We start from the raw sequence: 15,364 nt of genomic DNA, 5'->3' as shown, positions 1-15,364 counted from the left end.
CTCCTGAGCGGGTCGGTCGTAGGACCGGCCCCCTTACTCAAAATATTTTATTCTAGATTTTTACGATATTAGGAATTGATAATTCCTCCGCGATTTGCCAATGTGAGCGAGAACGGAAGGATGTAGGGCGTTCTCCTTCCCATTACGGGTTTGACCTGTGGAGGGCATTGGATGGGCGGGCAGACACAACAGCGCGATCAGCTGCTCTTCGTTTTTGATGTCGGCGGAGTTTTCATCGAGCTGAATGCTGACAGGCGCAGGACTGCGCTCGAGGCAGGCGGTCGGTGGAGTGGCGGTTCCGCTCCCGATGCCGGCCTAGCTGAAGCCAATATGCTATTTCGCCTTGGGCGGATCAGCGAAGGTGATTATCTCGACCGGGTTCAGCACATTTACGGCCTCAAGATTGAACAAGTTCTTGCGGCGGAAACCGCACTTCTGAGCGGCGTGCTGGAAGAGATGGCCAGCTATGTGCGCCAGCTCCGGGTGGCGCATCGGGTGGTCTGCCTTTCGAACACGCAAGCCATTCACTGGCGGCACATCATAGAAGAGCTTCTGGGGCCGGAGTTTTTCGACGCCTGCTACCTGTCTCATGAAATGGGCATGGAGAAGCCTGCCGAAGACATCTATCTTGCTGTACAGGAGCGCGAGAATGTTTCGGCAGACCAGATCATTTTCGTCGACGATACGCTGGACAATATTCACACATCCCGTCGCCTCGGGTGGAACAGCATCTATCACACCACTGCGGCGGAAACGATTTCCCACATAGAACAAGTGCTGAGGCAGCCAACCGCTGCCCAGCAGCTTTGACCGATCAGACACGGAGTTTGCCACTTGGCTCGATTGTCACTGCGCGGAATCAAAAAGCGTTTCAAGGCCGTAGAGGTCTTGCATGGCATCGATCTCGATGTGAATGATCGCGAACTCATCGTCTTCGTTGGCCCTTCCGGCTGCGGGAAATCCACTCTTCTGCGCCTCATCGCAGGGCTGGACCCGATTACGGATGGCGAGTTCCTGCTAAACGACAAGCGCATGAACGAGGTGGCCCCCTCACGCCGCGGCATCGCCATGGTGTTCCAGTCCTATGCGCTTTATCCGCACATGGACGTTTACGAGAACATGGCCTTCGGTGCGCGGCTGATGGGGTTGAGCAAGGCGGAAGTGGAGGCGCGCATTGCGGAAGCAACGCGCATGCTGCGGCTTGAACCTCTGCTTGAGCGCAAGCCGCGCGAGCTTTCAGGCGGTCAGCGCCAGCGTGTGGCCATCGGGCGCGCACTGGTGCGCAAGCCGCAGCTTCTGCTGCTGGATGAGCCGCTGTCCAATCTCGATGCAGCACTTCGCTCGGAGGTGCGGCTTGAGATTGCCCGCCTTCACCGCGAGATCGGCGGCACGACCATCTATGTCACGCATGACCAGGTGGAGGCCATGACCCTGGCAGACCGGATTGTGGTGATGAATGGCGGCCGGATCGAGCAGTTCGGTTCTCCGCGTGAACTCTATGAGACACCGGCCAATACCTTCGTGGCGAACTTTATCGGCTCGCCGCGCATGGCGATGCTTGGTGTCGAGCGCGAGGGAGATCGGTTGATCGCGCCCGGCATTGGCGCGATTTCGTTGACACGCCTGCCCTCTGCCGCAGATCGTGAGTTGATGATGGGCGTGCGCCCGGATGGAATGAGCATTTCTCCCGATCTTCAGGGCGAAGGCTTTGCCGCACAGGTGGTTTACACCGAATATCTGGGAGACAGCGCCTACGTCTATGTCAAGATGGGCGAAGGAGCACCGGTTTCCATTCGCTGCACGCCGGATACGCAATACGCGCCCGATACGCCGGTCAAGATCCGCGTTATGGCGGACAAGCTCCACTTCTTCAGCAGCAAGACCTCACAACGCCTGGCGATGTGAGGATGGTTACCCTGTGAATGATAAAACAAAGAGAGAGGAACACATGAAAAGACTTCTTTTGGGAGCAGCCATCGCCTGCACAAACCTGTTGTCAGCAACCGCGACCTTCGCGACCGAGCTTTCATTCTGGACCTGGCGCCAGGAAGACAAGGCCGAATACGAAAAGTTCTTCGCCGATTTCACCAAGGCGAACCCTGATATCACCATCAAGTTCGAGGCGTTCGAGGCCACCAACTACAACACGGTGCTTTCCACAGCACTTGCCGGTGGCAAGGGTCCGGACCTGATGATGACGCGCACCTATGGCGGCATCGAAAGTCTTGCCGGCGCTGGCTACCTGATGCCGCTCGACGACAAGAAGATTCCAGCGGTCAAGGGCTTCTCCGAAGCCGCGCTCGCATCTGTCACCATGCGCTCCAACAAGACGCTGTATGCGGTGCCTGCTGCAAGCCAGACCATGCTGGTGATCTACAACACCGAAATCTTCCAGAAGAACGGCATCACAGAGCCGAAGAGCTGGGATGAGTTCATCGCTGCCTGCGAAAAGCTGAAGGCCGCGGGTGTCATGCCTTTCGCGAACGGCACGGCAACCGCGTGGCAGAACGAAACCATCGTTTCGGCACTCACCTCCTCCATCATGGGCAAGGCATTTTATGCAGACTTGATGGCGGGCAAGACAGACTTCAACGACAAGCGCTACGTCGAGGCGCTGACGAAGCTGAAGGAAATCTCCAAATACTTCCCGGAAGGTTTCGTCGGTCTTGATTACGCCTCCGCCCAGCAGCTCTTTACCTCCGGCATGGCAGGCATGTTCGCAGGCGGTTCCTTCGAACTGGCAAACTTTGCCAAGCAGAACCCGGCGCTGAAGATGGGTGTCTTCGCAGCCCCCGGCCTGAAGGCGGAAGACGAGAAGCTCGTCGGCCTGTTCTTCGATTCCGGTTTCGGTGCCAATGCCAAGCCAAAGGATGAGGCTGCCGCCGTCAAGTTCCTGAACTACGCGGCCAGCAAGGAATTCGCGCAGGCCTTTGCCAACCGCCTCAGCAATGTGTCCGCGGTTCCGGGCGTCACCTTCGACAGCCCGCTTCTGGCCAAGGTGGCAGAGCTGAACAAGAACTCCATCGCCTATATGACGCTGGTGAACTTCCGTTACGGCGAACCCACGGGCTCCAACCTCATCCAGGCTGGCGTTTCCAAGCTGCTGAATGGTCAGGCGACACCCGCCGATGTCGGCAAGTCGATGACCGATGGTCTGGCTGCCTGGTACGCGCCGTTCAAAAAGTAACATCTCAATGGGTCGCCTGAATAGGGCGACCCTTTCCCTCGCAGGCCGTGCAGGATCGTCTGATGATTTCCAGCCAGTTGACAGGTCGAAGATTATGGATTGCAGCACTCGTCGTGCCGCCCATTGCCTTCATGTGTCTGTTTCTCGTCTATCCGATCCTATCGGCCTTCGCCTATGCCTTCTATGAATGGCACGGGCTGGCTCGTGGCGATTTCATCTGGTTTGATAATTTCCATCGCGTTTTGTTTGAGTTTCCGTTCTCGGAACGAACGATCAACGCGTTCAAACACAATATCTTCGTCTTCTTCGCCCTGATGGTGTTGCAGAACGGCCTTGGCTTCATTCTCGCCTATTGCCTGTGGCGCGAGCTTTGGGGTGCGCGCTTCCACCGCATCGCTGTGTTTCTGCCGGTCGTGCTTTCGACCGTCATCGTCGGTCTGCTGTGGAAACTGTTCTATCATCCGCTATTCGGCGCGGTGAATGCGAGCCTTCGCGCGGTCGGACTTGGCAGTCTGGCCCAGCCATGGCTGGGGCAGGATTCGACAGCACTGACCGCGATTGTCGTTGCCAATGCCTGGCACATGGTGGGTTTCCCGACGCTGGTTTTTCTTGCTGGCATGCAGCGCATCCCTTCAGAAATCCTGGATGCCGTGCGGATGGAAACCGAAAGCGAATGGGTGAAGATGAGCAAGATCGTCTGGCCGCTGGTCGCGCCTTCCGCTACCGTTGTCTTCACCCTGCTCTTCGTCGGTGCGTTCAACTGGTTTGAACTGCCCTTCATCATGGGTGGCGTCGATGGCTCGCCGCATGGCGCAACAGACGTGCTTGGCCTCTACTTCTACCGGACTGCCTTCGGCAGCATGTCTGCGTCGGCTGAAAACTTCGGTCCCGGCAGTGCGCTCGCTGTGCTGATCTTCCTGTTCATCGCCGTGGTTTCCAGCGTCATCACCATCCGGCTGCGCAAGCGGGAGATCCAGCTATGAGGAAATCCGTCGAGAGCAGCACATTCCGCACCTTCGGCTGGGATGGGCTGATCCAGATTCTTCTGATCGGCAACAGCATCGTCATGCTGGCTCCTATCGTCATCATGGTGTTTTCCGCCTTCAAAACCAATGCTCAGATTTTCCAGTCGCCGTTCTCAATTCCAGACTTCACCAATGTGAAGAGCATTTTGCGGGTGTGGAACGAGACGGATTTTCTGCTCTACATGGGCAATTCGCTCATCGTTACCGGCGCCTCAATTGCGCTGATCCTGATCCTCGGCACCATGGCGGCCTATGCCATTGCCCGCTACGAATTTCGTGGCTCCGGCCTCATTCTGCTGTTCTTCCTTGCGGGCCTGACCCTGCCGCTGAAGCTTGCCATCATTCCCCTCTTCATCCAGATGCGCGATTTCGGCCTGATCGACTCGCGGCTCTCGCTGATCTTCATCTATGTCGCCACCGGCCTGCCGACGACCGTCTTCATCATGACCGGCTTCATTCGCAGCCTGCCAAACGAGCTGGAAGATGCAGCGCGCATGGATGGGGCGAACGAGGCCCGCATCATGTGGTCCATCATGCTGCCGCTGGTGCGTCCTGCCATGGTGATTGCCGCGATCCAGAACGTGGTACCCATCTGGAACGACTTCTTCTTCCCGCTGATCTTCATCCAGAACAACAATCTGAAAACCCTGCCGCAGGGCCTGACGACCTTCATGGGTGAGTTCGGCACGGATTGGGGCGTGCTGTTTTCCGGCCTCACGCTCTCGGCACTGCCGATCATCATTCTCTACATCGCTCTGTCACGGCAATTCATCAATGGCATGACGGCGGGCGCTATCAAGTAGCGCCCTCTACCTAAGTCTTGAGGATGGAAACTGCCGCCTCGCTGGCGTGAATGGCATCGTTTGCGCCAGGAAGCTTGGCAATCAGCAGCAGGAAAACGAGATCGCAGATGGCAAGCTGCGCATCGCGTGACGTGATGGCGGAGGAGCGAACCCGCTCCTCATCAGCCACCGTATGCAGCGAGATGTCGGCCAGTTGCGCCAGCTTGTTACCGTGGAGGCCTGTCAGTGTAATGACCTTGGCTCCGCATGTGCGGGCCAGTTCCGCCAGCCGGATCGTCTCACTGTTGCCGCCTGACTGCGAAATGGCGAAAAGCACGTCGCGCTCGCCCAACGAGGCAGCATTCGCCATCTGCACGTGCGGGTCGCGGTCCATCAGCACCATCAGGCCAAGCTTCAGCAGTTTGTAGGAAAAGTCCCGCGCTACCAGCGATGAGGCACCGATGCCCGCCAGATGAATACGGCGTGCCTTGGCAAGTGCTGCAACCGCTTGCGTCACCGCATCCTCGGCGTTCACCTGCATGGTCTGCTGCATGGCAGACACCTTGCTCGCCACCAGCTTCTGCTGAATGGTGACGAAATTATCGCCTGCATCGATCGTGCCGTGGATCATGCCGGAAGGCACGCGCCATTCCTGTGCCTTGGCCTTGGTGACGGCAAGCTTCAGCTGCTGATAGCCATCATAGCCGATCTTCTGCGAGAACTTGACCACGCTGGACTGGCTGCGCCCAGTGGCAGCCGCCAGTTCGGCCGAGGAAAGCTGAACCATGCGGTCGGGATCATCGATAATGAACTGGCCGATCTGGCGCTCGGCATCCGTCATGGAATCCAGCTTCGCCTGGATAACCTTGAGAACCGACATGATCCCTCCACGGAATAAGCTATTCGAAATTTAAAAATTATCTGGAATATTATAGCGCCTATCCTATGATCGGTCACCCCCCGAATCCTGCATGTCGCAGTCTTTGACCGGATGACGAGCCCATGGACGAACTGCATATCACTGGCGGCAACAGGCTGGATGGCGCAGTGCCGATTTCCGGTGCCAAGAACGCCGCTCTTCCGCAAATCGCCGCAGCGCTCCTCTCTCCCCATCCGCTGGAGCTGACGAACCTGCCGAAGGTCTCGGATGTGGAGAACATGCTGCGGATTATTTCCCAGTATGGCGCGGAACTGAGACAGGATGCGGCAGGCACCACCATTCACGCAGCGCAACTGACGCCGGGCGAAGTGGATTATGAAACGGTGCGCAAAATGCGCGCTTCCATTCTTGTGCTGGCCCCTCTCCTGTCCCGGTTCGGTGCCGCCCGCGTTTCCTTGCCCGGCGGCTGCGCGATTGGCGCAAGGCCGGTTGATATGCACCTGAAGGTTCTGACCGCACTCGGTACCACAATCTCCGTCGAGGGCGGCTACATCGTTGCGTCTACCAATGGCGGCCTGAAAGGTGCGCGTATCGTTCTATCAGGGCCATCGGTTGGTGCCACGGAAACTGCATTGATGGCGGCCTGCTGTGCCAAGGGTGAAACGGAAATCCTGAATGCGGCCCGCGAGCCGGAAGTGGTGGATCTCGTCGCCTGCCTGACCGCCATGGGTGCCGAGATCGAAGGCGCTGGCACGCATCGCCTTCTGGTGAAGGGAGAAACGAACTGGCGGCCTGCCAGCCACCATGCCATTCCCGACCGCGTGGAAGCAGGCACCTATGCCGCCGCTGCGATGATCACCGGCGGACGGATCGAGCTTGTCAATGCGCGCATGGAGCATATGGCATCCGTTCTGCAAGTGCTGGAAAGCATGGGTGCAACCGTATGGCCCGGAGACCGGGGGGTGGTGGTGAACGGCAGTGAACGGATCAAACATGCCGATATCACCACTGAGCCCTATCCCGGCTTTCCGACAGACCTCCAGGCGCAGTTCATGGCCATGGCCTGCCTTGCGGATGGAGCAAGCGTCATTCGCGAAACCATTTTCGAAAACCGCTTCATGCATGTGCCGGAACTGGGCCGTCTGGGAGCCGATATCGCCCTGAACGGAGCGGTGGCTCTGGTGCGAGGCAAGCCGTTCCTCAAGGGTGCGCCGGTCATGGCGACGGACCTGCGCGCCTCCGTCTGTCTCGTTCTGGCAGCGCTTGCGGCAGAGGGCGAAACGGTCATCAAGCGCGTCTATCATCTGGACCGCGGCTACGAGCAGTTGGACCGCAAGCTCTCCCAATGCGGCGCAAACATCCGGCGGGTGTCCCGATGACAGCCGAGTTGAAGGACCAGGTGCTCTTTCTCGGTGTCGATGGCGGCGGCACTGGCTGCCGTGCGAGACTGGTGGATGAGGCGGGAAACGTGCTGGGTCAGGGTCTTTCTGGCCCTGCCACCACGCGGCTGGGCGTCGAAAACGCCTGGGCCTCGGTTATGCGGGCCTGGACGGGGGCTGCGGAAGAAGCGGGCCTTAATCCCTTAGAGGCTCGCAACGTCAAAGCCGGGATCGGCATTGCAGGCCTCACACGGGCGGGATCCCGCGAAGAACTGGAAGCACTACCACATCCTTTCGGCAGCATATGCTTCACCTCAGATGGAGCAGCCGCCTGTTTAGGAGCCCATTCCGGCCAAGATGGCGGCATCGTCATTGCAGGTACGGGCTCCATCGGGCTTGCCATTGTCGGCGGTCAGGAGTTGCGCGCCGGTGGCTATGGCTTTCCGATTTCCGATGAGGGCAGCGGTGCCGACCTCGGCCTGAAGGCCATCCAGTTTTCTCTGCGGGCTTTCGATGGGCGGCGCGAAAAGACAGCCCTGCTGAACGAAGTGCTGAACCGTTTCGACCAAACGCCAGCCAAGATCGTCGGCTGGATGGATAAGGCAACAGCGACCGACTACGCCACCTTCGCGCCGCTGGTTCTGCGCCATGCGGATCAAGGGGATGCGGCAGCACGGCAGATCGTACAGGCGGGTGCCGAGCAGATCGATGCGCTGGTGCGCAGGCTGATAGAATACGGTGCGCCTCTGGTTACCCTACTGGGGGGTCTTTCCGGCCCTCTTGAGCCGTGGCTTTCACCCGATGTACGCCGCCGCTTGAAGCCTGCCGATGGCGATGCGGTGAGCGGCTCGATCATTCTCGCAAGGCGACTTTAATCCCCGACGACGAACTGATCAGGCGACCATTTTGGACATGACCCTTAAGGAATAATATATTCCTTTTCTCGTTGACAGTCGGAATATACGATCATAGTCTGTTAAAAAATGATGAGCGAGGATCCATGTCGCACCAGCACCTGATGGCCGAACTAGAGCAGCTGGTTTCGGAAGCTCGCAATCCCAATTCCATGTCGATCGATCTGCTTCCGACTGAAGACATTCTAACCGTCATGAATCGGGAGGATGAACTGGTTCCGGCAGCGGTTGCCCGTGTTATCCCTGAAATCGCGAAGGCCGTGGACGAGATCGTCCGCGCGTTTCGCGAAGGCGGCCGCCTGATCTACATTGGCGCAGGAACGAGCGCCCGGCTCGGCGTTCTCGATGCATCCGAATGCCCGCCCACTTTCTCCGTGCCTGAGGGCATGGTCGTCGGTCTGATCGCAGGCGGTCCCAAGGCCATTCTGCATGCCGTGGAGGGTGCGGAAGACGATGTGGAGGAAGGCAGGCGCAATCTGCAAGAGATCAACCTGTCCGCCAAGGATGTTGTCGTCGGCATCGCGGTCAGCGGCAGAACGCCTTATGTGGTCGGTGCGCTGACTTATGCGCAATCCATCGGTGCCAAAACCATTTCGCTGACCTGCAATCCGCATTCGACGCTGGTCGAGATGGCAGACATCGCTATTGCGCCGGTCGTCGGGCCGGAAGTGGTAACCGGCTCCACGCGTCTGAAATCCGGCACCGCGCAAAAGCTGGTCTTGAACATGCTGACAACGGCCAGCATGATCCGCATTGGCAAGACCTATGAAAACCTGATGGTGGATCTGACCATCAGCAACCAGAAGCTCGAGGCGCGGGCTATCCGCATCATTGCCGAGGCAACGGGGTGTTCTGCGGACATTGCGGAGCGCCACCTGAAGAAGAGCGGCAATAACGTGAAGCGCGCAATCCTGATGATCCTCACAGGCATGGAAGCGCAGGATGCAGATCTCGCGCTGACCCGGCATGACGGTTTTCTTCGCAAGGCAATTGCAGAGGCGCAGGCCTGAACGAATTTTTCGCTGAGTGCCCGGCCTTCAGAAGCTTCGGGACCAGCTCACCAGAGGGAGAATGAGCATGACACTGAAAATCGCCTGTAAATGGCTGGCCTGTGCTGCCGTCGTTGGTGGCCTCATGGGTGCCACTGCCACTCCAAGCCTTGCCGCAACGTTGAAAATGGCCTGGGCGCAGGATGCAACGGGCCTCGACCCACATAAACAGACTGCATTTTCTTCCATTCGCCTGCTCGAACTCATCTATGAACCGCTGGTGCGCCTTGATGGTGATCTCAAGGTCGTTCCGGCTCTTGCCAAGGAATGGACCTTCTCTTCCGATGCCAAGACGCTGACCTTCAAGCTGGACCCTGCGGCGAAGTTTCATAACGGCACAGCTGTTACATCCGCCGATGTGAAGGCCTCCTTCACCCGTATTCTGGATCAGGCGACCGGTGCCGCCGCGCGCGCCAACTATGTGTCGATCGCCAGCATCGATACGCCCGATGACAAGACTGTCGTCTTCAACCTCTCCCAGCCGGATGTGCCCTTGCTGACAGCCATGGGCAGCATCAATGCAGCCATCGTCCCGGCGTCCGAAATCACCGGCGGCAAGATCGGCACGGCAGCTGTCGGCACCGGCCCCTTCAAGCTGGAAAAGTGGGAGCCGAACCAGAAGGAAGTGCTGAAAGCCAATGCCGAATGGGCTGGCGGTAAGGTGGGTGTCGATGGTATCGACATTAGCGTTCTGCCGGATGAAAACGCCATTCTCGCAGCCCTTCGCGCCAAGCAGGTGGATTTCGCCCTACTGAACGATCCGCTGGTCGCAACGCTCGTGCCAAAGGTTGCCGGATTGACGCTGAACCGCAAGCCGGTCCTCTCCTACCACGTGCTGCAACTCAACCCATCGCGCAAGCCGATGACGGAACTTGCCGTTCGTCAGGCCATTTCCTGCGCCATCGACCGGCAGGATGTTCTGGATACCGCCCTTCTGGGTGAAGGCCAGATCACCGGCCCTCTGACCATGCCGCTCTATCGTTCGGATCCGAACTCTCTCTTCTGCTACAAGAAGGATCTGGAGAAGGCGAAGAAGCTGATGGCTGATGCTGGCTTCAAGGATGGCTTTTCGGCTACCGTGATCGCAGCAACCGGCGAGCCGCCAACCGCTGCTTCCGAAGCGCAGGTGATCCAGTCGCAACTGAAGGAGATCGGCATCAAGCTCGATATCAAGCTGATGGAACTGAACGTCTATGTCGACACCTGGCTGAAGGGTGATTTCGATATGGCCGTGGCTCTCAACGGCGGCCGCGCTGATCCCTACACCATGTATAACCGTTACTGGACCAAGGCCGGCAACCTGCAAAAGGTATCAAACTACGTCGATGACACGCTGGATGATCTGATGCAGAAGGGCCGCGTGGAAACCGATATTGCCAAGCGCAAGGAAATCTTCGCCGCCTTCGACAAGCATCTGGCTGAAAAATCGCCATGGATCTGGCTCTACACCGGCTATTCCTACACGGCACAGCAGCAGAACGTACAAAACTTCGTCGCAACCCCTGATGGATCGCTGTTTGGGCTTTCCAAGGTTTCGTTGAAGTAAAGAGTTCGAGGCGGATGACACGATGAACTACCTGCTACGACGTCTCGTCACATTCCCTCTTGTGATGCTGGGCGTCTCTATTCTGGTTTTCGTGGCCATCCGCCTCGTTCCCGGTGACTCCATCACGGCCATGCTCGGCACGGAAGCGGGCCTGCTGACGCCGGATCAGCGCCAGGCGCTTGCCGCCTATTTCGGCCTCGATCAAGGCTGGCTCGTTCAATATGGCAAATGGCTGTCCGGCGTGATCTCCGGCAATCTCGGCCTGTCGGTTACCTATGGAAAGCCAGTGCTGGACGTGATCCTCCAGCGCTTTCCGCTGACGCTGGAGCTTGCCGTTCTTTCCATGCTGATTGCCATTTGCTGCGGCCTGCCGCTTGGCGTGTTCGCCGCCACGCGCAATGGGCGCGGCTCTGATCTCGGCGTGCGGATTTTCGCGATGATCGGCCAATCGACGCCCAGTTTCGTCATCGGTCTTGGCATCATCTACGTTCTCTCGGCGGGCTTCGGTATCCTGCCGTCCATGGGCGAATACATTCCGTTCGCACAGGACCCGCTTGGCAATCTCAGCCAGCTGATACTGCCCGCGCTGACACTTGGGCTTTCTTTCACGGCCTCCGTGACCCGCATTTCCCGCTCCGCGATGCTGGATGTGCTGAGCGACGATTATGTCAGAACGGCCCGCAGCAAGGGCGTATCCAAACGCCATGTCATCTGGCGGCACGCCCTGCCCAATGCGCTGATCCCGGTTGTGACCCTCAGCGGTGTCGAGTTCGGATATCTGCTGGGCGGTGCCGTGCTGGTGGAGCAGATTTTCGCGCTGCCCGGCCTTGGCCGCATGACGCTGGAGGCCATTCTTCAGCGGGATTATGCGCTGGTGCAGGGTGCCGTTCTGTTCGTGGCGCTGAACTTCATGATCGTCAATCTTCTGGTTGATCTCGCCTATGTCATGCTCGACCCGCGCATTCGTCTCGGAGGCCGGTCATGAGAAGCTTCCTCACGAGACTGCTCGGCCATTCGAGCGGGCGGATCGGCGCGTTCATCGTCTGCCTCTATCTTGCGATCGCCCTTGCCGCATGGTTTGGCCTCACGCCTTACGATCCGCTGAAACAGTTCCGCATTGACCGGCTTCAGGGGCCAAGTGCGGCTCACTGGATGGGAACCGACATGTTCGGTCGCGATGTGATGAGCCGGTTGATGATCGGCATCGGCCAGTCGTTTCTCGTTGCCTTTTCCTCGGTGGGCATTGCAGCCATTGTTGGCACCATCCTTGGTTTGACTGCCGCATGGTTCGGTCGCCTGTGGGATGGCGTGGTGATGCGGTTGATGGATGTTCTGCTGGCGTTTCCGGCCATTCTGCTGGCGCTGCTGTTCATTACCGTGGTCGGCCCCGGCACCTTTACCAGCATTCTCGCGATTGCTTTTGTCTATACGCCGATCTTCACCCGCGTGGTGCGCGGTCCTGCCCTGTCCATCCGGGCGCGGGATTTCCTCGATGCGGCCCGCACCTTCGGCAGTTCCACCAGCTATATCCTGACGCGGCACCTCATGCTGAACCTCGTGGCACCATTGACCGTGCAGGTGACGCTGGCGCTGGCATGGTCGCTGTTGACGGAATCGGGCTTGAGCTTCCTCGGCCTTGGCACACAGCCGCCGAATTCTTCGCTCGGCCTCATGCTGGCCGACAGCATAAACCTCATGGAAATGGCACCGTGGCTGCTGATCTTTCCGGGCCTCACCGTCATGCTCGGCATCCTCGGCTTCAACCTGTTGGGAGATGCGCTGCGCGATCTTCTGGATCCACGTATGCGCAGGGTCGCGGCATGACACAGCTTCTCTCGGTTCAAAACCTCAGCGTTGGCTTCGGCAAAGGCAACACCGTCAAGCCGATCATCCGCGATGCCAGCTTCACGCTCGATGCCGGTGAAACGCTGGCCATTGTCGGCGAGAGTGGGTCCGGCAAGTCAGTCACTGCGCTGTCCATCAACCGGCTGATCGATTACGGCGGCGGGCGGATTCTGAATGGGCGGATCGATTTTGCCGCCTCGAACGGCCGCACGGTGGATCTCGCAACACTCGCCGAGCATGAGCTTGAGCGCGTCCGCGGTTCTGAAATCGGCATGATCTTTCAGGAGCCGATGACCTCGCTGAACCCGGTCCTCACCATCGGCAAGCAGATCGAGGAAGTGTTCCGCCTGCAGGGCAGGAGCGGATCAGAGGCACGGATCGAGACGCTTCGTGCGCTGGACCGCGTGCGCATTGCCGACGCCTCGCGTCGCCTTGGCTACTATCCGCATCAACTGTCCGGCGGCATGCTCCAGCGGGTGATGATCGCCATGGCGCTTGCCGCCTCGCCTCGCCTGCTGATTGCCGATGAGCCGACAACGGCGCTCGATGTCAGCGTGCAGGCGCAGATCATGGCGCTGCTGTCAGAACTTCAGCGGGAAACCGGCACCGGCCTCATCTTCATCACGCATGATCTCGGCCTCGTCGCAGGCATTGCAGACCGCGTCATGGTCATGCAGGCGGGACAGGTGGTGGAACAGGGAGCGGCGGACCAGATCCTCGATCATGCAGAGCACCCCTATACGCAGCATCTGCTGAAGGCGGTTCCGCACTTCACCAATGGCAACCATGTGCGGGAGGATGCGCCGCGCCTTTCGCCATCAGCAGCGAAGGCCTGCCTTTCGGTGGAAGGTCTCACCGTTCGCTTTCCCGCCACTGGCGGTCTTCTTCGCCGCTCCATTGGCGCCATTCATGCGGTGGAATCCGTCGATTTCGATATCCTGCCGGGGGAAACGCTGGCCATTGTCGGAGAAAGCGGTTCGGGCAAGTCCACCACGGCGCGGGCATTGCTGGGTCTGGTGAACCCAACGCGTGGGACATTCCGTGCTGATGCACAGCAGGCCACGCAATCGCAAAAACCGATGCAGATGGTGTTCCAGAACCCCTATGCCTCGCTGAACCCGCGCCTTGACGTGCAAAGCCTGCTGGCCGAGCCGGTGCTTGCAACCGGGCAAGGCATCACGAAAGATGTCCAAGCCCGGATGGTCTCGCTGCTGGAGCGCGTCGGCCTGCCGAGCGATAGCCTCGCCCGCTATCCGCATGAATTTTCCGGCGGCCAACGTCAGCGCCTCTGCATTGCCCGCGCTCTCATGCTCGATCCTTCCATTCTGGTTTTGGATGAGGCGGTGTCGGCGCTGGATGTCTCGGTTCAGGCGCGGGTGCTCGACCTGCTGATCGATCTCCAGAAAGAGCGCAATCTCGCCTATCTCTTCGTCTCACATGATATGGCCGTGGTGGAGCGGATTGCCCATCGCGTGGCCGTGCTTTACGGCGGGCAGATCGTGGAAATCGGCGATGCGCGCTCGGTTCTCTCCAACCCGCAACATGACTATACGAAGAAGCTGATTGCGGCGGTGCCGACCATGGAGCGTCGTCGCGAAGGCTTCAAGCTGAACCTGGAAGCCGTGCCAACGCTTCTGCGTCCAGCCGGATATGAGCCTCAGCCCGCGCAATGGTTCACCCTCGCGCAGGATCATCGCGTGCGCATTCAACCAGCCGCCAATGCCTGAAACCCGGATTTGACCATGCCAGAAACTGCCGATCTTGCCGCCCCGTTCGAAGCCGCCTTCGCACTGCTGAAGACCACCATCGACGAAGGCAGGATTCCCGGCGGCGCACTTGGCATGATCGACATCCAAGGCAATCGCCTGACCCGCGCCATTGGCTTGGCGCAAAAGGTCGGCGGCGAACGCCCCATGACCGTCGATACATGGTTCGATCTTGCGTCGCTCACCAAAGTGATATTCACGACGCGTCGCATTCTGGAACTGGCAGCGGCTGGCACCATCGATCTCGATGCGCCGCTCACCACCGTCATTCCGGATTTTCGGCAATATGCGCCGAACTGCTGGGAGCGCACGGTTACCTTCCGCCAATGTCTCGGCCACCAGACGCCCTTTCCGGCTGTCGAGCCGATCTATACCTATGGCGATGACCCTGACCGCTTGCGGGCTTTCGTGCTTCAACGCCAGTGGAAACGGGGGGAGCCGGCCTATTCCGACATCAACTATATCCTTCTCGGCATTGCGCTGGAGCGGCTGGCAGGAAAACACATTCGCGAAATGGATGCCGGTTCCGGCTTTGCCTTTTCAGGCGACCCTAAGGTTACAGCCGCGACCGAGTTCTGCGCCTGGCGCAACCGCATGATTTGCGGCGATGTGCATGACGAGAACTGCTATGCGCTGCAAGGCTCTGGCCACGCAGGGCTGTTCGGCACGGCTGATGCGGTTCTGGATTATGCACGCGATCTTCTGCAGCGCGACCTGACGAATGACCCTGTGGTGAAATGGATGCGCCAGCCATTGTCGCAGAAACGTACTCATGGCTGGGAACGCCCCTATGCCGGTTGGTCCGGCGGATCGCTTTGCAATGACAGCGTCATCGGCCATACGGGCTTTACCGGCACTGCTCTCTGGATCGATTTCGAGCGCGGTCGGGCCTGGACGCTTCTGACCAACCGCGTTCACCCCACCCGCCATTTCGACAGCGGTATTTTTGCGCTAAGGGCAGCGTTAAGCGATGTCATCAACCGATACTAAG

General features: G+C 59.1%; 14 protein-coding genes. 13 read left to right on the top strand and 1 reads right to left on the bottom strand.

Features of this window, described 5'->3' with window-relative positions; genetic code table 11:
• Positions 1-171: 171 nt before the first annotated feature.
• The 5 genes from G6N80_RS05725 to G6N80_RS05705 all read left to right on the top strand — a co-directional run bounded on the left by G6N80_RS05725 (position 172) and on the right by G6N80_RS05705 (position 5,015).
• A complete protein-coding gene (locus G6N80_RS05725) occupies positions 172-810 on the top strand; it encodes an HAD-IA family hydrolase (RefSeq protein ID WP_165132002.1) in 639 nt (212 codons plus the stop codon).
• Between the two features lie 24 nt (positions 811-834).
• Positions 835-1,905, top strand: a complete 1,071-nt coding sequence (locus tag G6N80_RS05720) for an ABC transporter ATP-binding protein (protein ID WP_165131999.1) — start codon at positions 835-837, stop codon at positions 1,903-1,905.
• 43 nt (positions 1,906-1,948) lie between these two features.
• The gene (locus tag G6N80_RS05715) at positions 1,949-3,187 is read left to right on the top strand and encodes an extracellular solute-binding protein (protein ID WP_165131996.1); all 1,239 of its coding nucleotides are present in this window, start codon (positions 1,949-1,951) and stop codon (positions 3,185-3,187) included.
• A 62-nt stretch (positions 3,188-3,249) separates the two neighbouring features.
• A complete protein-coding gene (locus tag G6N80_RS05710; RefSeq protein ID WP_165131993.1) occupies positions 3,250-4,170 on the top strand; it encodes a carbohydrate ABC transporter permease in 921 nt (306 codons plus the stop codon).
• Positions 4,167-5,015 carry a carbohydrate ABC transporter permease gene (locus tag G6N80_RS05705; protein ID WP_165131990.1) on the top strand — a complete coding sequence of 283 codons (849 nt, stop codon included), beginning with the start codon at positions 4,167-4,169 and terminating at the stop codon, positions 5,013-5,015. The genes G6N80_RS05710 and G6N80_RS05705 overlap by 4 nt, the downstream gene beginning before the upstream one ends.
• Positions 5,016-5,025: 10 nt before the next feature.
• On the opposite strand, the gene G6N80_RS05700 is transcribed toward G6N80_RS05705, so the two are convergent.
• Complete coding sequence (locus G6N80_RS05700) at positions 5,026-5,874, bottom strand: MurR/RpiR family transcriptional regulator (RefSeq protein ID WP_165131986.1); 849 nt, start codon at positions 5,872-5,874, stop codon at positions 5,026-5,028.
• A 122-nt stretch (positions 5,875-5,996) separates the two neighbouring features.
• Between G6N80_RS05700 and murA the strand changes: the two genes are divergently transcribed.
• From murA to G6N80_RS05660, 8 genes are all read left to right on the top strand, one after another.
• On the top strand, positions 5,997-7,253 hold the full coding sequence (gene murA / locus G6N80_RS05695) for a UDP-N-acetylglucosamine 1-carboxyvinyltransferase (RefSeq protein WP_165131983.1): 1,257 nt from the start codon (positions 5,997-5,999) through the stop codon (positions 7,251-7,253).
• Positions 7,250-8,128, top strand: a complete 879-nt coding sequence (locus G6N80_RS05690) for a glucosamine kinase nucleotide-binding domain-containing protein (protein ID WP_165131980.1) — start codon at positions 7,250-7,252, stop codon at positions 8,126-8,128. The genes murA and G6N80_RS05690 overlap by 4 nt, the downstream gene beginning before the upstream one ends.
• Positions 8,129-8,253: 125 nt before the next feature.
• Entirely contained in the window at positions 8,254-9,177 is a 924-nt protein-coding gene (murQ, locus tag G6N80_RS05685; RefSeq protein WP_165131977.1) for an N-acetylmuramic acid 6-phosphate etherase, read from the top strand.
• A 124-nt stretch (positions 9,178-9,301) separates the two neighbouring features.
• The gene (locus G6N80_RS05680; RefSeq protein ID WP_246251404.1) at positions 9,302-10,762 is read left to right on the top strand and encodes an ABC transporter substrate-binding protein; all 1,461 of its coding nucleotides are present in this window, start codon (positions 9,302-9,304) and stop codon (positions 10,760-10,762) included.
• 22 nt (positions 10,763-10,784) lie between these two features.
• Entirely contained in the window at positions 10,785-11,747 is a 963-nt protein-coding gene (locus tag G6N80_RS05675; protein WP_165131971.1) for an ABC transporter permease, read from the top strand.
• Positions 11,744-12,586 carry an ABC transporter permease gene (locus G6N80_RS05670; RefSeq protein WP_165131968.1) on the top strand — a complete coding sequence of 281 codons (843 nt, stop codon included), beginning with the start codon at positions 11,744-11,746 and terminating at the stop codon, positions 12,584-12,586. Before G6N80_RS05675 ends, G6N80_RS05670 begins: the two co-directional genes overlap by 4 nt.
• On the top strand, positions 12,583-14,334 hold the full coding sequence (locus G6N80_RS05665; protein WP_165131965.1) for an ABC transporter ATP-binding protein: 1,752 nt from the start codon (positions 12,583-12,585) through the stop codon (positions 14,332-14,334). The genes G6N80_RS05670 and G6N80_RS05665 overlap by 4 nt, the downstream gene beginning before the upstream one ends.
• Positions 14,335-14,349: 15 nt before the next feature.
• Entirely contained in the window at positions 14,350-15,363 is a 1,014-nt protein-coding gene (locus G6N80_RS05660) for a serine hydrolase domain-containing protein (protein ID WP_165131962.1), read from the top strand.
• Position 15,364: the final 1 nt, after the last annotated feature.

It is taken from the genome of Rhizobium rhizoryzae (assembly GCF_011046895.1).
Lineage (GTDB): Bacteria > Pseudomonadota > Alphaproteobacteria > Rhizobiales > Rhizobiaceae > Neorhizobium > Neorhizobium rhizoryzae.
Note: the sequence above shows the minus strand (reverse complement) of the source record. Positions and strands in the feature narration are given on the sequence as shown.

Excerpts from the sequence above, each read along its gene's own strand:
- G6N80_RS05725 (WP_165132002.1), top strand. The coding sequence starts at position 172 with ATGGGCGGGCAGACACAACAGCGCGATCAGCTGCTCTTCGTTTTTGAT.
- G6N80_RS05690 (WP_165131980.1), top strand. The coding sequence starts at position 7,250 with ATGACAGCCGAGTTGAAGGACCAGGTGCTCTTTCTCGGTGTCGATGGC.
- G6N80_RS05710 (WP_165131993.1), top strand. The coding sequence starts at position 3,250 with ATGATTTCCAGCCAGTTGACAGGTCGAAGATTATGGATTGCAGCACTC.
- G6N80_RS05680 (WP_246251404.1), top strand. The coding sequence starts at position 9,302 with ATGGGTGCCACTGCCACTCCAAGCCTTGCCGCAACGTTGAAAATGGCC.
- G6N80_RS05705 (WP_165131990.1), top strand. The coding sequence starts at position 4,167 with ATGAGGAAATCCGTCGAGAGCAGCACATTCCGCACCTTCGGCTGGGAT.
- G6N80_RS05675 (WP_165131971.1), top strand. The coding sequence starts at position 10,785 with ATGAACTACCTGCTACGACGTCTCGTCACATTCCCTCTTGTGATGCTG.
- G6N80_RS05660 (WP_165131962.1), top strand. The coding sequence starts at position 14,350 with ATGCCAGAAACTGCCGATCTTGCCGCCCCGTTCGAAGCCGCCTTCGCA.
- murQ (WP_165131977.1), top strand. The coding sequence starts at position 8,254 with ATGTCGCACCAGCACCTGATGGCCGAACTAGAGCAGCTGGTTTCGGAA.
- G6N80_RS05715 (WP_165131996.1), top strand. The coding sequence starts at position 1,949 with ATGAAAAGACTTCTTTTGGGAGCAGCCATCGCCTGCACAAACCTGTTG.
- murA (WP_165131983.1), top strand. The coding sequence starts at position 5,997 with ATGGACGAACTGCATATCACTGGCGGCAACAGGCTGGATGGCGCAGTG.
- G6N80_RS05670 (WP_165131968.1), top strand. The coding sequence starts at position 11,744 with ATGAGAAGCTTCCTCACGAGACTGCTCGGCCATTCGAGCGGGCGGATC.
- G6N80_RS05700 (WP_165131986.1), bottom strand. The coding sequence starts at position 5,874 with ATGTCGGTTCTCAAGGTTATCCAGGCGAAGCTGGATTCCATGACGGAT.
- G6N80_RS05665 (WP_165131965.1), top strand. The coding sequence starts at position 12,583 with ATGACACAGCTTCTCTCGGTTCAAAACCTCAGCGTTGGCTTCGGCAAA.